This is a genomic window from Streptomyces sp. NPDC057623, assembly GCF_042800355.1.
GTDB lineage: Bacteria > Actinomycetota > Actinomycetes > Streptomycetales > Streptomycetaceae > Streptomyces.
Genome location: NZ_JBHVGZ010000066.1, coordinates 18,464 through 37,733 on the forward strand (window position 1 = coordinate 18,464; position 19,270 = coordinate 37,733).

17 protein-coding genes are annotated in these 19,270 nt (G+C 69.3%); 9 read left to right on the forward strand and 8 right to left on the reverse strand.

Annotated features, from left to right (window positions below):
• Nucleotides 1–160 precede the first annotated feature (160 nt).
• A complete protein-coding gene (locus tag ACFU95_RS40445) occupies nucleotides 161–1,486 on the forward strand; it encodes an MFS transporter (protein ID WP_152167174.1) in 1,326 nt (441 codons plus the stop codon).
• Between the two features lie 55 nt (nucleotides 1,487–1,541).
• Here the strand turns inward: ACFU95_RS40445 and ACFU95_RS40450 are convergent, their stop codons facing one another.
• The 8 genes from ACFU95_RS40450 to ACFU95_RS40485 all read right to left on the reverse strand — a co-directional run bounded on the left by ACFU95_RS40450 (nucleotide 1,542) and on the right by ACFU95_RS40485 (nucleotide 9,473).
• On the reverse strand, nucleotides 1,542–1,961 hold the full coding sequence (locus ACFU95_RS40450; RefSeq protein WP_383839272.1) for a hypothetical protein: 420 nt from the start codon (nucleotides 1,959–1,961) through the stop codon (nucleotides 1,542–1,544).
• Nucleotides 1,962–2,337: 376 nt separating this feature from the next.
• Nucleotides 2,338–3,048, reverse strand: a complete 711-nt coding sequence (locus ACFU95_RS40455) for a sigma-70 family RNA polymerase sigma factor (protein WP_383839275.1) — start codon at nucleotides 3,046–3,048, stop codon at nucleotides 2,338–2,340.
• Nucleotides 3,049–3,551: 503 nt separating this feature from the next.
• On the reverse strand, nucleotides 3,552–4,106 hold the full coding sequence (locus ACFU95_RS40460) for an NADPH-dependent FMN reductase (protein ID WP_152167172.1): 555 nt from the start codon (nucleotides 4,104–4,106) through the stop codon (nucleotides 3,552–3,554).
• 179 nt (nucleotides 4,107–4,285) lie between these two features.
• Nucleotides 4,286–5,062, reverse strand: coding sequence for an alpha/beta fold hydrolase (locus ACFU95_RS40465; protein ID WP_383839278.1), 777 nt, complete (start codon nucleotides 5,060–5,062; stop codon nucleotides 4,286–4,288).
• Nucleotides 5,059–5,517, reverse strand: a complete 459-nt coding sequence (locus ACFU95_RS40470) for a (2Fe-2S)-binding protein (RefSeq protein ID WP_152167170.1) — start codon at nucleotides 5,515–5,517, stop codon at nucleotides 5,059–5,061. The genes ACFU95_RS40465 and ACFU95_RS40470 overlap by 4 nt, the downstream gene beginning before the upstream one ends.
• Entirely contained in the window at nucleotides 5,514–7,919 is a 2,406-nt protein-coding gene (locus ACFU95_RS40475) for a xanthine dehydrogenase family protein molybdopterin-binding subunit (RefSeq protein WP_383839281.1), read from the reverse strand. Before ACFU95_RS40475 ends, ACFU95_RS40470 begins: the two co-directional genes overlap by 4 nt.
• Nucleotides 7,912–8,763, reverse strand: a complete 852-nt coding sequence (locus ACFU95_RS40480; RefSeq protein ID WP_226966638.1) for a xanthine dehydrogenase family protein subunit M — start codon at nucleotides 8,761–8,763, stop codon at nucleotides 7,912–7,914. The genes ACFU95_RS40475 and ACFU95_RS40480 overlap by 8 nt, the downstream gene beginning before the upstream one ends.
• Entirely contained in the window at nucleotides 8,760–9,473 is a 714-nt protein-coding gene (locus ACFU95_RS40485; RefSeq protein ID WP_383839284.1) for a CoxG family protein, read from the reverse strand. The genes ACFU95_RS40480 and ACFU95_RS40485 overlap by 4 nt, the downstream gene beginning before the upstream one ends.
• 442 nt (nucleotides 9,474–9,915) lie before the next feature.
• Between ACFU95_RS40485 and ACFU95_RS40490 the strand changes: the two genes are divergently transcribed.
• From ACFU95_RS40490 to ACFU95_RS40525, 8 genes are all read left to right on the forward strand, one after another.
• Nucleotides 9,916–11,169 carry a PucR family transcriptional regulator gene (locus ACFU95_RS40490; RefSeq protein ID WP_383839286.1) on the forward strand — a complete coding sequence of 418 codons (1,254 nt, stop codon included), beginning with the start codon at nucleotides 9,916–9,918 and terminating at the stop codon, nucleotides 11,167–11,169.
• A 336-nt stretch (nucleotides 11,170–11,505) separates the two neighbouring features.
• The gene (locus ACFU95_RS40495; protein ID WP_152167167.1) at nucleotides 11,506–12,522 is read left to right on the forward strand and encodes a zinc-binding alcohol dehydrogenase family protein; all 1,017 of its coding nucleotides are present in this window, start codon (nucleotides 11,506–11,508) and stop codon (nucleotides 12,520–12,522) included.
• 112 nt (nucleotides 12,523–12,634) lie between these two features.
• Entirely contained in the window at nucleotides 12,635–13,498 is an 864-nt protein-coding gene (locus ACFU95_RS40500; protein ID WP_152167166.1) for an extradiol ring-cleavage dioxygenase, read from the forward strand.
• Nucleotides 13,495–13,857, forward strand: coding sequence for a hypothetical protein (locus tag ACFU95_RS40505; RefSeq protein ID WP_152167165.1), 363 nt, complete (start codon nucleotides 13,495–13,497; stop codon nucleotides 13,855–13,857). Before ACFU95_RS40500 ends, ACFU95_RS40505 begins: the two co-directional genes overlap by 4 nt.
• Before the next feature lie 108 nt (nucleotides 13,858–13,965).
• On the forward strand, nucleotides 13,966–15,090 hold the full coding sequence (locus ACFU95_RS40510; RefSeq protein WP_383839291.1) for an alcohol dehydrogenase catalytic domain-containing protein: 1,125 nt from the start codon (nucleotides 13,966–13,968) through the stop codon (nucleotides 15,088–15,090).
• Nucleotides 15,091–15,278: 188 nt separating this feature from the next.
• Nucleotides 15,279–16,883 (forward strand): class I adenylate-forming enzyme family protein, encoded by a 1,605-nt coding sequence (locus ACFU95_RS40515; RefSeq protein ID WP_383839294.1) that lies wholly within the window; start codon nucleotides 15,279–15,281, stop codon nucleotides 16,881–16,883.
• 44 nt (nucleotides 16,884–16,927) lie between these two features.
• Nucleotides 16,928–18,715 (forward strand): acyl-CoA dehydrogenase C-terminal domain-containing protein, encoded by a 1,788-nt coding sequence (locus ACFU95_RS40520; protein WP_152167162.1) that lies wholly within the window; start codon nucleotides 16,928–16,930, stop codon nucleotides 18,713–18,715.
• A gap of 88 nt (nucleotides 18,716–18,803) precedes the next feature.
• Nucleotides 18,804–19,270: enoyl-CoA hydratase-related protein (locus ACFU95_RS40525; protein WP_383839297.1), on the forward strand; the 467-nt coding region annotated here is incomplete at its 3' end.

The window sequence follows — 19,270 nt, forward strand, 5'->3', positions numbered from 1 at the left end:
CCGGCTGCCCGTGGTCCCCAGCGTTGCTGCAGCCTTCTTGACCGCCTTGGCACCCTCAATTTAATGTCTCTCATGCAGGACGTGACGTCCTTGATGTAGGACGCCGACTCCGTTGCCTCCTCGTGTCCCGGGTCGTCAGCGGCCCCGAAAGGAGACATCCATGGCCGAAATCGCCGCCGCCCGAACCGCACGGGCCGGAACACTGACCCGCACCCAGCGCCGCTCCCTGTTCGCCGCCAATCTCGGCTGGCTTTTCGACGGGTTCGAGACCTACGCGCTCATTCTGACCGCCGGCGTCGTGCTGCGACAGCTCGACCCGTCCGCGTCGGCGACCCAGGTTTCCTTCCTCACTGGCGTGACCATCTCCCTCACCCTTCTCGGCTGGGGATTCGGCGGGATCCTGGGCGGGATCTTCGCCGACTACTTCGGCCGCCGCCGCGCACTGCTGACGTCGATGGTCCTGTACGCGACCTTCACCGGCCTCACGGCGCTGTCGTGGTCCTGGACCTCGTTCCTGGTGCTGCGGTTCATCACCGGCTTCGCGCTCGGATCCGAGTGGGGCACCGGCACCGCCCTGGTCGCCGAGACCTGGCCGAAGAACGCGCGGGCGAAGGCCGCCGGCCTGATGCAGTGCGGACTGGGACTCGGCTTCTTCGTCGCCTCGGCATGCTGGTACTTCATCGCCCCTCTCGGCGCCGACTCCTGGCGCTACCTCTTCCTGATCGGCGTGCTGCCCGCGCTGTTCGCTTTGTGGCTGCGGCGGAAGGTGCCCGAGTCGGAGCAGTGGACCGCCGCACATCAACGCCGACGCGAGCTGCGCGAGCGTGGCGACGACGAACTGACCGCGGGGGAGCGGTCCTTCACCCGGCTGACCCTGTACCAAGTGCTGTCCGACCCGAAGCTGCGCATGCTGACGATCCTCGGCTCGCTCATGTCCCTGGCCACCACACTCGGCTGGTGGGGCGTCTCCACCTGGGTGCCGGCCTACGTCGGTTCCCTGGCGTCCGACTCCGGGCAGGACGCCGCCGCCTGGGCGAGCCGGGCAGGCATGATCTACAACGTCGGCGCGGTCGCCGGCTACATCGCCTTCGGTTTCCTCGCCGACCGGTTCGGCCGGAGACCCGCGGTCCTGCTGTATTTCGGCGCCTCGCTCGTGCTCACCCCGGTGCTGTTCCTGTGGACGCACGATCTCCGGTTGATCGTGCTCGTCCTCGTCGTGAACGGGTTCTTCACCCTGGGCCAGTACACCTGGATGCCGGTGTGGCTGCCCGAGTTCTACCCGACGCACCTGCGGGCGACCGGTGCGGCGTTCGTGTTCAACGCCGCGCGCTTCATCGCGTTCCTCGGCCCACTGACCGCGGGCGCCATCATCTCCCGGCTCGGCGGCTACGGGATCGCGGCCACCACCGTCGGTCTCATCTACGTGCTGGGGCTCGTCGTCGCGCTCTTCTGCCCCGAGACCAAGGGCAAACCCCTGCCTGAGTGAGTGCCTCCGTGCACAACCCCGGCTGACCCGGGGGGCCCTCCGGCGGAGCATGCGATCACGGATGGGCGAGCACCGTGCCGATGACCGCGCTGGACACCGAGGTGCCGATCGAGCGCATCAGGCTGTTGAGACCGTTCGCCGCCGCTGTCTGGGAGGGATCCAGGGCGCCCCAGGACCGCAGGATCACGACCGCGGCGCTGAACAGACCCAAGGTGATGGGGCTCGCCCAGCCCCAGTCGCCACCCTTGCTGATCGGCAGCAGCAGCGCCACCAGGCCGGCGGACAGGCCCACCGCGCCCAGCAGGTCCAAGCCGCCCGGGGCAGACGGTGGGGACTGCGGCACCACCCACATCGTCAGCGCCATGACGAGCAGGCCGATGCCGGCCATGGTGAAGAAGAGCACGTGCCAGTCGACGTGTTCGACGAGCAGGACGCACCCGCGCATGATGCTGAGACCCAGCGCGATGGCCCCCATCACGAAACCCTGCAGAGTCCGCCCCACCACCATGACGACGAGCTGCGAGCGTCGCGGTGATCGCCCAGCTCGCGTTGGACGACGAGGTGTGCAGCAGGGCCGGCAGGGCAGCCAGGACCGGAACGAGCGCCGTCTGGAGGACGGCGCACATCATCCCCGCGAATGCGAGCGCCGCCAGCGCGGCGGCCTCGCCCGGACGGTCGCCCGCCACGATGCCTCCGCCACGGCGTGTGGCCGACGGCGGCTCGGCGATCCGCTCGACTGGCGTGCCACATGGATACCGGACGCGCCGGACGACGGTGGCAGCATGTCGAAAGCCCTTCTGCTGGATGCGGATGTACATCGGCAGGTGTGCGCTGTGGCCGGGGGACGTTGCTCAACGCGGACGCGCCGGCGCCCTTCCGGGCAACAGACCCTGCGGACGCGGCGGATCGGTCTGGTTCGAGCTGACGGGCGGCACGCGCGGGGGGACGGACCCGCGCCCACGCGCATAGTCCTGCAGCAGCACGCGCAGTTGGCCTCGGCCCCGGTGCAGGTGGGTGGCCACCGTGCCGATGGAGGTGCCCATGATGTCGGCGATCTCCTGGCGGGTGTACCCCTCGACGTCCGCCAAGTAGACGGCGATCCGGGGCTCCTCCGCTATCGCCTGGAGCGCGGCCTTCACATCCGCATCGGGCAGGAGGTCGAGCTCCTGGCGCTCGGCGGAGCGCAGCCCCGTCGGCATGTGCGACCCGGCCCGGGCCGGCTGCCGGTCGTCGGTCTCCTCCGTCCGGCTGCGCTGGGGCTCCCGTCGCATGGTGCGGTAGGTGTCGATGAACGTGCTGGTGAGGATTCGGTAGAGCCATGCCTTGAGATCGGTGCCCTGCCGGAACTGGCCGAAGGAGGTGTACGCCTTCGCGTACACCTCCTGCACCAGACCCTCCGCGTCGGCCGGGTCGCGCGTCATGCGCACCGCGGCCGAGTACATGCCGTCCAGGAAATCCAGGGCCTGCGCGAAGTGCGCGTCGCGCTCCGCGGCGGACTCGTGGGTCTCCCGGCGCAGCTCACTCTCGCGGTCATCGGCGCCGGCCTCCGGATGTCTCGACACATCATCGCGGCCATCGGGAACTCTGTACGCCGGGCCTGGTCGCGCAGGGCGGCGGTGACGGCCGTGTCCGACGTATGTCTGTCCGCCGAAGTCACACGGCTCGTCAGCGCACCGTCCGCGGTGCCGACCGGTGCCCGATGAGACGCCCCTGGCTGCCGAGCGCGGCATCTGGGCGGTGTCCCGGGTGCACGGACCGCCCTCACCGCGCTGGAGAGGGCCGGCCGCGGAGGCGTCACGGACGGTGTCGAACCCGTCGGGCGTCGTCCCTTGGAACTCCGGTTCTTGAGTCTGCATGGCATCTCCTCATGAACTGATCGATGATCGATCATTCAGATGGGGGTGGTGGGCGGCTTCTCAGAATGTGCGTCAGTCGGGGCCACTGACCTGCGGGTGCCGGTGCCCACCGGTCCGGGCTGTCCGGGAAACCGGACCGGTGGGCTGTCATCGGGCGGCCGGGCAGAGCAACCGCCGCGAGGGGCGGGTCATCGCGGCCTGGTTTGCCGTCAGGCGTCCGTCAGGCAGACGTCTGCCAGGGCGGTGAGTATCCGGGGCATGGATTCGGCGATTTCCTGGTCCTTGGCCGCGTGGGTGGCGTCAAAGCGGTCTCCGGAGAAGGGCACGGCGAGCTTGATGCCCTCGACGACAGCTCCACCGGCGATGCCCGCAACCTTGCGGGCATCATCCTGGGCCCACACGCCGCCGTACTGTCCGTGGGCGGCGCCGATGACGCCGACCGGCTTTCCGCTGATGGCGCCCTGGCCATAGGGACGTGAGAGCCAGTCGATGGCGTTCTTCAGCAGGGCCGGCATCGCGCCGTTGTACTCGGGTGCGCACAGCAGGAGGGCGTCGGCGGCCCCGGCCGCGGCGCGCAGCGCGTCGGCGGCGGGAACGTTCCCCGGCGTGTCGATGTCCTGGTTGTAGAAGGGGAGTTCGGCCAGTCCTTCGAAGATCTGCACCTCGACGCCGACGGGTGCGTGCGTGACGGCCGCTTCAGCGAGCTGCCGGTTGTGCGAGCCGGACCGAAGGCTTCCGACCAGAGCGAGAATCCGGGTGGGCATGACTGCTCCTTGTTGATGAGTGGTGTGACTGGTACTGGTGCGCGCCTCGTCGTCGAGGTGTTGGGGGCTGACAGTCCCCGTTCGGCGGAGCGAATCGCCGCCGTGACCTCGTTTCCGGCGATCGCGGCGGCGATGAGCCACGCCTGTCGTCCCGGCATCCGTGGCGGGGACGGTCACGTTCACGGGGCGAGGTGCTCGCTGGCCAGTGCCCGGGCCTGCGGGCTCTCCACGAGGCTGAGGTGCCGGACCTCGGGAAGCACCTGGAGTCGCGATCCGGCGATGCCGGCGTGCAGGGCCTTTGCCATGGCCGGCGGGGTGGCGTAGTCGTCCTCACCGACGAGCACCAGGGTGGGGGCCGTGATCTCCCCGAGCCGTGCGGAGTCGTCGTAGGCGCGCAGGGCCCGGCAGGCCGCGGCGTGCGCCGGGGAGTCGGTCCGGGTGAAGATCCGGGAGATACGTTCGACCTCGGCCGGGTCCTGCTTGAGGAAGCGTGGCGAGAACCAGCGGTCGACCTGGAAGGCGAGTTGCTGCTCGCGTGGGACCGTGATGGCCTTTGCCGCCCGCTCGCCCCAGGCAGTCTCCTTGCCCGGCCCGTAGTCGGCGGTCGTGTCGGCCAGCACCAGGCTGTGCACGAGGTGGGGATGGCGCACCGCGAGGGCCACCGCCGTGCAACCGCCCATGGAGAGCGCTGCGACCCGGGCCGGCCCGGCGCCGAGGTGGTCGACGAGGGCCGCGACGTCGGCGGCGAGATCAGGGACCGAGAACTCGGTGCCGTCCCACACGGAGTCGCCGTGCCCGCGGGCGTCCGGTGCGACGACCCGGAAACGCGGCGTCAGTTCGTCGATCCATCGGCGCCACAACTCACCGGCCTCGGCGAGGGGGTGGAGCAGGACGACGAGCGCACCGGATCCTTCGTCGAGGTAGTGCATGGAGCCCCAGGGGCGTTCCAGGATCACGGTGCGGTCCTGTCCGCCGCGAGCCGCACGGCCTTGATGATCTCCGGGTAGGTGGCGCAGCGGCAGATGTTGCCCTCGAGGTGATCGGCGATCTCCTCATCGCTCGGCGTCGGGTTCTCCGCCAGCAGCTCCTTGGTCATGAGCACGAAACCGGGGATGCAGTACCCGCACTGCATCGCGTCGCTGTCGACGAAGGACGAGACCACGGGGTCGTCCTCCGCGAGCCCGTCGGCGGTGGTCAGCGGGACACCGTCGTACCGCACGGCCGAGGCCAGGCAGGAGGACACGCTCGTGCCGTCGGCGAGGACGGTGCAGGCACCGCAGGCGCCGACACCGCACCCCTCGCGTGTGCTGGTGATGCCGATCCGCTGGCGCAGCGCGTCGAGCAGCACCGTGGTGTCGTCGACTGCGACCTTGTGCGGTGTGCCGTTGACCCGCAGAGTGATCTCGTTCATCGCTTCGCCTTCCGGGCGTTCTCAGAGGCCGCGAGGTGGTGCAGCACCCGCTCCGGCGTGAGGGGCAGGGTCGTGATGCGGACGCCGCAGGCGTCGCGGACCGCGCCGGCGTAGGCCGGGGCGATCGGCAGGATGGTGGTCTCACCGACGCCCTTGGCGCCGAACGGCCCCTCGCGGTGCGCGCTCTCGACGATGATCGGGGTCATCTTCTCGGGCACGTCCTTGATCGAGGGCAACTGGTAGTCCAGGAGCGTCGCGTTGGTGATCTGACCCTGGTCGAAGACCAGCTCGTCGAACAACGTGTGTCCGATGCCCATCACCGCCGCGCCGGTCAGCTGCTGCTCGACCAGCGTCGGGTTGATGGCCCGGCCGACGTCGCCCGCGATCGCGAGGTGCTGGGTGCGGATCCGCCCGGTGTAGGTGTCGACCGCGATCCGGACGGCCGCGGCACCGGCGAACCAGTGCTCGGTCACCTTCTCCGACAGGCCGGTGTCGTGGTCGTAGGGCACCCACCAGCTGGTGAAGTTCTCCGAGGTGGTGACCGTCGCCCCGCGGGCGCCGAACTTGGCACGCACCAGTTCGGGCAGTGTGACGAGCTTGTCGCTCTTCTTGTGGGTCACGCCCCGTGCGTCGAGCACGAGCTCCCTCGCGGGCACGCCCCACTGCTCGGCCGCGAAGCCCAGCAGCTTGGTCCGCATCGCCTCGGCGACGAGCCGCACGGCGTTGCCCGTGTGGTAGGTCGAGCGGCTTCCCGCGGTGATCGTGTCGTAGGGGGTCGCGTCGGTGTCGGCACGGACGACGTGGATGCGGCGGCTGTCGAGGCAGAGGACCTCGCCTGCGATCTGCGACATGATCGTGTCGCTGCCCTGGCCCATGTCGACCGTGCTGATCAGCAGTGTCGCGGAGCCGTCCTGGTTGAGGTTGAGCGTGGCGTTGGCGATGGTCGGCGTGAGGACCGCCTTCATACCCACGGCGACGCCCTTCCCGTGCACCCACCGGCCGTCGCCCTGCGGTGTGGGCTCGTCCCACCCGATCGCCTTGGTGACCTCGTCGATGCAGGTGAGGAAGTCGGCGCTGTGCATCTTCGTGCCGACGGTGGCGATGTCGCCCTCGCGCAGGAGATGGCGCCGGCGGTAGAGGTAGGGGTCCTCCCCGAGTTCGCGGGCGAGCTCGTCGACGAGGGTCTCGTGCGACCACGTGACCTGGGGGACGCCGAAGCCGCGGAACGGGCCGGCCGAGACCTTGTTCGTGTAGATGCAGCGTGACCGCACGTCGACGCTCGCGATCCGATAGGGCCCGGGCGCGACCAGGCCCGACTTGGCGGCGATCCGCGGTCCGACGTCGGCGAAGGCGCCGGTGTCGTACCGCACGTCCGAGCTCACGGCCACGATGTTGCCGTCGGCGTCCGCGGACATCGAGCCGATCACCTCGGCACCGTGCCGAGTGGTCAGCAGGAACGCTTCCTCACGGGTCGCGTCGATCCGCACCCGGCGGCCCGTGGTCCAGGCGAGGGCCGCGGCCAGCGGCTCCAGACGGTCGTACATCTTGCACCCGAAGCTGCCGCCCAGCGGCCGCGTCATGATCCGCACGCGGGACAACGGCAGATCCAGCAGATCCGAAACCGTCTGCCGGACGTACGACGGTGTCTGGGTGGTGGAGAGCATCTCCAGCCTGCCGCTGTCGACCCACGCCGTGGTCGACGGCAACTCGATCGGCACGTGATGGGTGGGCGGCGCCCAGGTCGTCGCGGACACGGTCGTCGCGGCGCGCGCGTGCTCGGTGGCCGCGTCGCCGGTGACCTGCCGGTACTCGTAGGCGACATTCGTGCCCCGCACGCCGTGCAGGTGGGCGAGGTCGGCGAACACCGAGCTCGGGCGCAGCTCTTCGTGGACGAACGAGTCGCCGCGCAGAGCGTCCTCGACGTCGTATACGGGTGGCAGCTCCTCGTACTCGACGGATATCTCGTCGACGGCGGAGCGGGCGGTCGCGAGGTCGGTGGCGAGCACCGCCGCGACCGCCTCGCCGACGAAGCGGGTCTTGTCGACCGCGAGGCACGGCTGGTCGGCGAAGGCGGGGCCCGTGTAGATGCGGTCACCGAGCACCTTGTACAGGTCGCTGCCGGTGACCACCTCCAGTACACCTTCGATCTCGAGGGCCGCCTCGGTGTGCACGGCCACGATCCGGGCGTGGGGCATGGTGCTGCGATGGACGCCGACGAACACGGTGCCGGGCGCGATGCCTTCGTCACCGGTGTAGCGGATGGTGCCGCGCACCCGGCCGAGTGCGTCGAACCGCTTGCGGCGCTCGCCGACGCCGTAGCGGGGATCGGGCTCGTCGGCAGCGGGCTCCACCTCGACGGGCGGGGTCTTGGCGCGCGGTGTGGTGCGGAGGTTCTTAGTCACGGGGGAGCTCCTTCAGGCTGCGACGGACGGCCTCCTCGACGGCGACCCGGCCCAGGTGCGCCTTGTACGACGCGCTGCCCCGGATGTCGGCGATCGGGTCCATCGCGGAGTTCGCGATGTCGATGGCGGCTTCGACGGCCTGCTGCTCGTCCATGTCCGGCGTGAGGTCGTAGGCCAGGTAGACGGTCGTGGGGGCTACGGCCCCCAGTCCGATCCGGATCTCGACGAAGTCACCGTCGGGGACCGCGAGGACCGCTGCGGAGGCGCAGGGCCAGTCGTGCTCGCTGAGGCTGCGCATCTTGGCGAAGCTTCCCCGCGCGCCCTCGGGCTGGCGCGGCACGGTGATGGCCGTGATCAGTTCGCCGTGCTCGACGGCGGTCTCCTGGAAGTCGGTGAAGAACTCACGGATCGACACCTCACGCGTGCCCGCGGCGGAGGCGAGGTGGACGGTGGCGTCGAGGACGACCAGCGCGGTCGGCGGGTCGAGCCGGTAGTCGCCGTGGGCGATATTGCCACCCGAGCTCGCAGTGTTGCGGACCCGGGGATGGGCGGCCTGCCCGTAGGTCTCGGCAGCGAGCGGAGCGAGCCGCCGCACCTGCGGATCGGTCTCCACTCGGCGCAGGGGCACCAGTGCTCCGACGGTGAGGCCGTCGGCGGTGGCGGTGAGGTCGCGCAGACCGGGAACCCGCCCGATGTCGACGAAGTCCTCCGTGAAGAGCAGGCCCTGCTTGCGCAGGATCTGGATGGCGGTGCCACCGCCGTAGACCATCACGTCGTCCAGCTCGCCGAGCAGGGAGGTCGCCTCTTCGAGGGACTCCGGGCGGTGGACGCGGACGGCGGTCACCTGCGGCCGCCCTTGCGCCCGCCGACCAGGATGCCGTAGGCGAACGACGCGGCGACGGCGAGGCCGAGCACGAGCCAGTTCTGGCGCGGCTGCTCCTCGACCGGAGCCACGGCGAACCGGGCTGCGCCGGCCGGCTGCGGCACCGGGGCCGTCGTCAGGCCGCCTGAGTCGACCGGCTGGGTGGCCGGGACTGCGCGGAGCTTCTTGTCCCCCTCGCCCTTCCCGCTCTGCGGCACCGGGCGGCCGGTGCAGATGGCGGTGAGGGCCTCGGCGAAGTGCTTCTCCACCTCCGCGGTGCGGCGGCGGATCACCGACTCGCCGAGTCGGCCCAGCTTGCCCCGGATACCGAGCTCGAACTCGTAGCTCACCTCGGATGTGTCACCGGTGGCACCCTGCGGGGTCACGGTGAGCGTCGCATCCATCCGGATGGTGCTGCCCAGACGGCGGTCCTCACCGCGCAGGACGGCCTTCACCACCGCCGGCTGCGCTGAGTTCTCGGACATCGTCAGGGAGGTGATCTCCGCTGTGAAGCCTGCCTTGAACCGCACGTGGGCGACCTCGTTGACAAGGCTGCCCTTGTAGTGGGTTTCGTCGGTCTGGATCAGCTCCTCGCACCCCGGAATGCAGGAACTCATCGTGGTTGGGTCGAGGAAAAGGGTCACAACCTTGTCGGCTGCGGCTGGAATCGTGAACGAGGACGCTAGTTTCATCGAATGACCGCCATAGAGGATCGTATGTTTTGCATAGAGGACGTTAGGAGGGTGCCTCTGCGACGTCAAGGTGCACGGGTCCGGGCGCTGGGCTGCGGCTCCACCGCGGCCGGCCTCCCGCCAGGCCGCCGACCAGGCCTGCGGCTACCCTTGACAAGGCAGCGGGTGCGCGGAAAGATCCCCCGACCTTCTGGGGTCAGGACCTCGGTGCCGAGACCCCGGCAAGGTGCACGGTTCGACCTCGCACCGCCTTGCTCCGACGGCGCGGCCCGAGCGGAGCGCACCCGCACATGGCACTGCTCCCACCGCGGGGCGGGCGGGCACATGCGACCTGGTGGTGTGGGACATGGCTGCTGACCCGGGCATGCGCGTCGGATCTCCGCGCGTCGGATCTCCGGCGGTGCGTGAGGACTGGTTGGAGCAACTCCGTCCTGACCCCGCAATGCCCGTTCCGGAACCCGTGGCCGACCCGGAACTGGTCGACACCGTGCTCCGCCGCCTCGGACCGGGTGCTGTCGCCTGGGCCGCGCAGGTCGGCGCCGAGGTCGCCGCACGGCTCTCGGAGGGCATCCCGCCCCTCGGCAACGACCCCACCCTGCCCCCGGCCACGGAGTCGATCACGCTAAGCGCCCTGCTGGAGATGAGCGGGGTCGGCGCCGTTCCCGCGATCACCGACGACGCGAAGCGCAACATCACCCAGTGCGCGAACGGTGAGATCACCCTGGAGGAACTGGTCAACGGCCTCCGGCTCGGGCACGCCTGCATGTCCGAGGTGTTCCTGGCCGCCTGTGAGCAACTGGCTCCCCTTGAGCGCCGGGGGGCCTCCCTCCGCTCCGTGTCCGCACGGCTTTTCCAGCACTGGGACCGGTTCGCCAGGACGGCTTCGGAGATCTACAGCCAGGAGCACGCCCGCTTCACGGCCAGCCCGGCGGCCGCACGCGTACGAGCCGTACAGGACCTCCTCTCGCGGGACGAGGGAAGTCTCGCCCCGCGCGGCGGCCTGATCGACGAGTTCGAGGGCGTGCTGCAGTACTCGCTCCAGCAGGTTCACCAGGCCGTTGTGCTCTCCCATGACGGCAGCGGTAGCTCTACGGTCGGCGCCGAGGACCTGCGGAGGCTCGGCTACCGGATAGCGAGGGCGTCGCAGTCCCCCCAGCGCCTCGTGCATCCGACGGAAGACGAGGTCTGGGTGTGGCTGGGCGGTGTCGGCAGAGGGCTCGAAGCCGTCGACCCGGCGGTGTCCCTGCCGGGCGGGGTCGTGGTCTCCGTCGGAGGATGCGGGGCCGGGGTCGCCGGTTTCCGGACGACCCTCCGGCAGGCGTGCGAGGTCCGTGACCTGCGCGCGCGGGTGAGCAGCCCACCCGCTCTGTGGCGCTACCGGGACTTGGAGGTCGTGCTGCTCATGGCAGCCGACTTCCCGCGTGCACGCGCCTTCGTGGCCGGCCGACTCGACGGGCTGCTCGGGCGGGACCGGCAGGCGGCCGAGCTTCGGCACACCCTGAAGACCTACTTCGACGCGCACTCGAGCCCGAACGAGACGGCGCGGCGGCTGCACATCGCGCGGAACACCGTATCGGCCCGCGTGCACAAGGCCGCAGAGTGCCTGGGGCGCGACTTCGCCGGCGACATCTTCGACCTGCACGCCGCGCTCGTGCTCGCCGACGTCTTCGGCGACGAGATCCTGCGCCAGGGCTGACCGCCTCCGGAGCGCGTGTCGGGCCCTGCGTCGCCCGGTCGGCTCTGTCATTGCGCCGATCGCCCAGTCGGCATCGTAGGAACTGGGCAATCGGACCACTCGGCACCGGACCGTGCGCCGTCGGCTCAGTCGCAGCACACATCGGGGGATGGACGGAACCTTCCGTTCGACCTGGTCCACGGTTTTTAGTTGGCGCGGACAGAATGACGCCTCAATGACCTGGGGAGTGGAGCCGATGTCCGCTATGTTGGATCAACAGTGCGGGGTGTTCATGCCGGGACGCATGCTCCGCCTCGACCTGACGAGCCCTTCCGGCCTGCCCGTCGGGGGGCTGGTATGGGAGTGACCAGCCCGGGCGCGGCACCCGGCATCACGGTCCGCGCCGGTGTCCTGGAGGAGTACAGGACCGCGCCGGTGGTCCGGTCCCGGGCCCTGCCACCGACCCCGCCGGGACACACGCTGATCCGCACGCTCGCGGCGCCGATCAGCCGACTGGATCTGCTCTGCGCCTCCGGTCGGGCGTACCTCGGCGCGCCCGCGCTGCCGTACGTTCCGGGCGTGCAGGGCGTCGGTGCGGTCGTCGGCCCGGCCGGGGACGCGGGCGGCTTGGTCTGGTTCCGCACCTGGGCCGGCATGGCGCCGGGCGACGGCGCCCTCAGCGAAGTGGTGGCCGTGCCGGACGAGGACGTGTTCCCGGTGGTCAACGACGTCGACCCCGGGTTGCTCGCGGCCCTGGGCCTGTCCGCGGTCGCCGCTCTGATGGCGATGACCTGGACGGGTGGACTGGTCGCCGGTGAGTCGGTCCTGGTGCTGGGCGGCGGCGGTGTGGTCGGGCAGTCCGCGATCCAGCTCGCCCGGGCACGCGGCGTGAAACGCGTCGTGGCGCTCTGCCGCTCCGACCGGAGCATGGCTGCGGCCCGGTCCCTGGGTGCCGACTGCGTGCAGATGCGGGACGACGAGAGCCCCGCCGAGCTGGCGGCCCGGATCAACGAGCTTTCGAGCGACCCGTTCGACCTCGTGCTCGACGGGCTGTGGGGGGAACCGGCAGCGGCCGCCATGCTGTGTCTGCGGCCGCGGGGGCGTCTGGTGAATCTCGGCGCCACGGCCGGTGACCAGGCGGTCTTCGCCTCGTCCGTCGTACGCGGAGGTGCCCGGCAGATCCTCGGCTACTCCAACAACGACCTGTCCCGCGAGCAGCTGCTGGCCGCGCTCGACGAGATCGGCGAGCTCGCGGCGGCCGGCCGCCTGGAGGTCGCCTTCGAGCGGGTCCCGCTCGACCGGCTGCCGGAGGCCTGGTCCGCACAGAAGACCGGTACCGCGTCCGCGCGGCAGGTCGTGACGTTCGGTCCGTAGCGGTGCAGCCGCATTTGCAACCACCTACCGGGGCGGTCCGTGGCCGCTCGACCCAGCCGGTCCGGACGGACTGTGACCTGCTCCTGATCATGCCCACCTAGAGGAGACTCCGATGGCGACTGTGTGCGCAGTGATCGCCTCAACGCACCATCCGTTCTACTACCGGGCCAGCACGGCCACCGGAGCCGACCGCCCGCCGTTCGCCGACGAGTGGGTCGCGAAAATCGAACGGTTCCGCGCGACGCTGACCTCGGCCCGCCCCGACGTGCTCGTCATGGTCGGCGCGGACCACTTCCACCAGCTGTGGCTGGACAACATGCCCCAGTTCCTCGTCGGCAAAGCCCCCGTCTACGACGCCAACTGGTGGAACGAGGAACGGGAGTTCGGGCTTCCGCGCATGAAGTTCCAGGGCCATGAGGAACTGTCGGCCCACATCCTCCGGAAGGGGATCGACGCGGGCTACGACCTCGCGTTCAGCAACGAGCTGCGGATCGACCACTCGATCACCTGCCCGATCATCACCCTGAGGCCAGAAGCGGATCTGCCGATCGTGCCGATCTACACGAACATCTTCGCGCCGCCGCTGCCCAGGCCGGAGCGGTTCATCAGGCTGGGCGAGACGATCCGGGAGATCATCGACTCGTGGCCGGAGAACCTGCGGGTGGCCGTGATCGGGACCGGCCACCTGTCGCTCGAACTCGGCGGGCCCCGCCAGTTCGGCGAGCACGGACCGGACCCGGAGTTCGACCGCAAGGCCGTCAACTGGATCGCGTCGGGCGACTTCGACGGATGCCTCTCAGAGGTGACGCTCGACAGCCTGCACCTGCCGGGCAACGCCACGCACGGATTCATGGACTTCATGCTCATGATGGGTGTCGCCGGGGAGAACGCGAAGGCGGACTACGTCGACACCCTCGACCTCTACCACACGATGGAGGCCTACTTCACGTGGTACCCGGAAGGGGCCCCGCAGTGAGCAGATATCTCGTCAACAAGTTCCTCTTCACCATTGACCGGGACAGCGAGCTGACGGAGCGGTACCACGAGGACCCGCGCGGAACCGTCGCGTGGTGGGAGGAGCACGAGGCCAACCGGATCCTGGGCGCCCGCGACGACGAGCGCAGCACCTGGCTCGCCTTCGACGACGTCGAGCGGGAGGCGCTCAGCACGCACGACTACGTCACTCTTTTCCACCTGGGTGCCCACCCCTTCCTCACCGTGACGCTGTTCATCGCGCTTTTCGAGCACGACTTCGACGAACCACTGGGATTTCACAGGGAGTACGCGCGCCGCCTGGCACACGTCACGCTGCCCCATCCCGACATCTCCACCTGACCCGCAAGGTGCAACAGGCCTTCCCTCTTCTTTTCACACTGCTGCTTTCTCTTCACACTGCTGCGTCTGCCCAGGGGTGAGGGGGTCCCGAACAGTGAGGTTCAGACCATGCCAAAGATCAATGTCGCCCGTCTCGTCGCCCCGGGCAAACCGCTTGAGGTCGGCTTGGCCGACAAGCCGGTTCCAGGCCCGAACGACGTCCTGGTCAAGGTCGCGGCCTGCTCGCTCGTGCCCAACTCGTTCAACGTCATCAATGGCTACACCCCGTTCGTGATGCAGGACTTTCCCGCGGTGTTCGGGCTCGACGTGGCGGGGACGGTCGAGGCGGTGGGTGAGCACGTCATCGATCTCGAGGTGGGGGAGCGGGTCTACGTCGACCCGTGGCTGACCTGCAACACATGCCACCAGTGCCGGCGCGGGCGGACCGACCTCTGCCCATACGGCTGCCTGCGCGGTTACATGGCGCCGACGGAACACGGTGGGCAGGTGATCAACCAGTACCCGCTGGGCGGCCTGTCGGAGTACGTGCTGTCCCCGGCGGCGAAGGTCGCCCGCCTGCCGGAGTCGATCGATCTGCTGACGGCCTCGCGGTTCGGATACGTCGGAACCTCGTTCGCCGCTCTCCTCAAGGCCGGCCTCGGCCCCGGCAAGAGCCTGTTGATCAACGGGGTGACGGGAACGCTGGGTGTCGCCGCGGTGGCGATCGCCCTCGGCATGGGCGCGACGAAGATCCTGGGCGTCGGGCGCAACCGCGAACTGCTGGAGCGGGTGCGGCAGATGGCCCCCGGCCGCGTCGAGACGATCTCGTCCGAGGACGGAGTCGACCTCGTGGCCTGGGCGAAGGAGCGCACCGGCGGCATCGGCGTCGACGCGATGTACGACTGCCTGGGCATGGGCGGCGACGCCGGTGGCACCAGCGCGCTCCTGCGGGCGGTCAAGGACGGTGGAGGTGCGGCCCTGGTCGCGGGCGGTGCCGTGGGTGACGTCACGCAGACCTACATGGAGGTGCTGATGCAGGACGTCCACGCCAAGGGATCCAACTGGTTCAACGCGGCGGAGATCGACCGGATGATCGCCATGATCGCCGCCGGCGTGATCGACCTGTCGTACATGGAGCACCGCAGCTTCGCCCTGTCCGAGGTCAACGAGGCTTTCGAGTTCGTCGGGTCGCGGCCGGGGGGCTTCGTCAACGTGGTGGTCCTGCCCGGGGAGAGCGGCACCGCGGCCGCGTGAGAACCGTGTGCGCAGCGATGGACGACGAGTGGAACGACCTCTCCCGGAGGGCTGAGGAGTGAGCGGCGCGGCGATCAGGCGGTTGGTGACGGGCCGGCGCGCGGGAGTGACCGGATCCACTGAAACCGCCGGCCCGCGACGGATTGCGGGCCGGCGCCCAGTTCGGACTGGGTACGAAAGGAGCAGTTATGTCGACGGGTAGTCCGTTGACGGTGTGTGCGGCGTTCGATCGGGTGGCGCGCGTGTTTCGCGACTCCGAGGCCGCGGTGGACAGCGTCTCGCGGTTGACGTTCGGTGAGCTGGACGAGGCGTCGCGCCGCATGGTGTCGTTGCTGCGCGCCGAAGGTGTCGTGCCCGGCATGCGCGTGGGGTTGCTGACCCTGCCTTCGACGGTGCACCTGGTGGCGTGGCTGGCGGTGGTGCGGTCAGGTGCGATTCCGGTGGTCTTCCATACCCGTGAGGCGGCGCAACTCCTGGCGCGGCTGTGCGACAAGTTCGACATCGGCCTCGTGCTGCACGACGCGTCGCTCACGCCGACCCTGACCGCGATGGGCGAGGTGTGCGCCGGTCCGCTCAGGGGGATCCCGCTGCGATCCGGCGCCACGGGTTCCGCCGAGGCACCGGTGTCGGGGCGGGAAGTCCCGCGGGACCTGGCAGGGTTCGCGCCGGCTCACGACCTGCCGGTACCGGCCGAGGACGACCCCGCTGTGATCATCCTGTCCTCGGGGACGACGTCGCTGCCCAAGGGGGTCCTGCACAGCCATCGGGGTGCGGTGGACGCGGCACGCACCGCCCTGGGGATCTACGCCGGCCTGCGTCCGGGACAACGGGTGATCGTGCCCTACAGCACCGCCTTCACGGGGTGCTATGCGACGTGGGTGCCGTTCCTCAACGCGGGCGCGTGCTGTGTGTTCCTGGAGAAGTTCGACCTGCCGGAATACCTGGCCGCCATCCGGCGTGAGCGGATCACGCACGTGTCCCTCACCCCGACCATGTGGCGCAAGCTGCTGACGCTGGACTCGAACGCGGACACCTACGCCAGCGTCGTCCAGGCCCAGTTCGCCGCGGAGCCGATGGACAGCACCACACTGCGGCGGATCCGGGACACGGTGTCGCCGAACATCGTCCAGGCCTATGGCTCCACCGAGATGTTCGGCATGGTCAGCGTCAACGTCGCCAAGGACATGCGGGGTGAACGCCTCAACAGTGTCGGACGCCCGTGTCTCAACACCGAGGTGCGCATCGTCCGGGAGGGCGGCAGCGCCCATGACCTGATGCCGGTCGGCGAGGTGGGCGAGGTGATGGCGACCTCGCCGAGTGTGGGCGAGGGCGTCTGGGGCGACGAGGCGTTGACAGCGAAGCTGTTCCACGTGGACGAGGACGGCCGCCGCTGGTGGCGTTCCGGCGATCTGGGCCGACTCGACGAGGACGGTTTCCTGTTCCTTGAGGGCCGCAGCGACGACATGATCATCTCGGGCGGCATCAACATCATGCCCAACGCGGTCGAAGAGGTGCTGCTGGGCCATCCGTCCGTGACTGAGGCGGCAGTCGTCGGTCTGCCGCATCCGGAGTGGGGCCAGCAGGTCCACGCCTTCGTGGTGACCGGTGACCCGTCGTTGACGGCGAAGGCCCTGGAGGACTTCATGGCCACGTCGCCACTGTCGGGCTACCAACGCCCGCGCAAGTTCCACTTCGTGTCGTCGTTGCCGAGGACGGCGACCAACAAGCTGAACCGCCGGCGGCTCCGCGAAGCGGGAGAACCGGCTCGGGAAGCCGTGACCGAGTCCGGCTGAACGGTTGTCCGCAACCGAGTCGGAGGAAGCTGGAAAGGACTGTCATGCCTGATTACCAACCTCCCCTGGACGATCTGAAGTTCGTCCTCAACGATGTCCTCGCCGTGGGACACCTGACGGAGTTCTCCGGTTTCGAGAACGTCGACGAAGACCTCGTCTCGTCCACGATCGATCTTTTCGGCGATTTCGCAGCCAAGGAGATCGCACCGTGGAACGCCGAAGGCGACCGCGTGGGCGCAACACTGGGCCCGGACGGTGTCGTGTGCGCGCCCGGCTTCGTCGACGCCTATCGTGGCTACGTCGACGGCGGCTGGCCTTCGCTGACCTGTCGCACCGAGGATGGTGGCGACGGCATGCCGGGCTTCCTCTACACCATCATCGAGGAGGTACTCGCCGGCGCCAATTTCTCCTTCGCCATGGCCCCACTCACCTCACCGGGCGCGTACGAGGTGATCAGCCGGCGTGCCTCCGACGAACTCAAGGCCCGGTACCTGCCGAAGATCGTCACCGGTGAGTGGATGACGGCGATGTCGCTGACGGAACCCCACTGCGGAACGGCGCTGGGTCTGTTGCGGACCCGGGCGGAGCTGAACGCCGACGGCAGCTTCCGGATCACCGGCACGAAGATGTTCAACAGCTGGGGCGATCACGACCTGACCGAGAACATCGTCCACCTCGTCCTCGCGCGGCTGCCCAACGCACCGGAAGGGATCAGGGGGATCAGCCTGTTCCTCGTCCCGAAGTACCTCGTGGGGCCCGACGGCGAACTCGGTGAGCGTAACGGGTTCTCCGTCAGCTCGCTGGAGAAGAAGCTCGGCGTCCACGCCAGCCCGACCTGCGTGACGAACTTCGACGGTGCGACCGGCTATCTCGTCGGAGCCCCGAACCGCGGCATGGCGAACATGTTCATCATCATGAACCACATGCGGCTGGCGACCGGAGCCTGTGCCGTGGGCGTATCGGACGCGGCCTACCGCAACGCGCTGAACTACACCCGCGAGCGCCTGGCGGGACGCTCGGTGACCGGCCCCAAGCATCCCGAGCTGCCCGCCGATCCGATCATCGTGCACCCCGACGTACGCCGGATGCTGATGACGATGCGTGCCCTGGTCGAAGGCGGGCGGGCCTTCTGTTTCTGGGTGAGCCTGAACCTGGACCTCGCCGCGGTTCACCCCGACCCACTGGAGGAGGAGGCCCACGAGGCACTGGTCTCGCTGCTCACGCCCGTGGTCAAGGCGTTCTTGTCCGACAAGGCATCCGAGTGCACCGACATCGCGCTGCAGTGTTTCGGCGGACACGGCTTCATACAGGACAACGGTGCCGAGCAGTACCTGCGAGATGTGCGGATGCTGCGGCTGGGGGAGGGAACCAGCGGCATCCAGGCGATGGACTTCATCGGCCGCAAAGTGGTGGGCGACGACGCCCAGACCCTGAGCCGGTACTTCGACTCGATCCGGCAGACGCTCGACCTGCTCGACGGGACCGGTCTGCCCGGCATCACCGACGAGCTGCGACAGGCCCTGGACTCGGTCGTGCGGCTCACACAGGAGGAACTCCCCCGTTGGAAGAGGGACCCGGAAGGCATGGCGGCGGTGTCGCTGGACTACCTGCACATGGTGGGGTACCTCTCCCTCGGGTTCATGTGGGCGAAGATGGCCGGCACTGCGGACAAGGGTCTGCAGGGGGCCCCGGCGGACCCGACGTTCCTCCAGAACAAGCTGCGGACCGCACGCTTCTACTGCTCCTACCTGCTGCCCGAGATCGAGACGCTCGCCATCCGGATCCGGGCCGGCGGGAGCGCCGTCATGGCCATCCCCGAGCATGAGTTCTGAGTCGGCGGCGCAGCCGGGCCGACCCTCACTCCCGCACCCCCAACGATCGCCGTCCGCGACCAGCGGCGGCACATCACAGAGGAACGTCATGACTGAACAACCGCTCGTCCGCACAGAGATCAAGGGCTCCATCGCCATCGTAACCCTGAACCGGCCGGAGAAGCGCAACGCCCTGTCCCAGAAGCTGTACTACTCCCTGAAGGATACGTTCAGCGAACTCCCGGACGCGGTGCGGGCGGTCGTGTTCACGGGTGAGGGCAAGCACTTCTGCGCCGGGCTCGACCTGGCCGAGCACCGGGAGTCGGAGCCGTTCGAGAGCAGTCTCTTCTCGCGGGCCAGCCACGAGATCGTCAAGTCGATCCGGTACTGCGGGCGTCCCGTGATCAGTGCCCTCCAGGGCGCGGTCATCGGCGGCGGCTTCGAGATGGCGTCGGGGAAGAAAGTCCGCGTCGCCGGCAACACCACATTCCTCCCCCCGCCCCAAGAGAGGGGGGGATGTTTTTTCGGCGGTGGAGGGAGCGTTCCCCTCTCGCGGATCCCCGGCACCAACCAGGA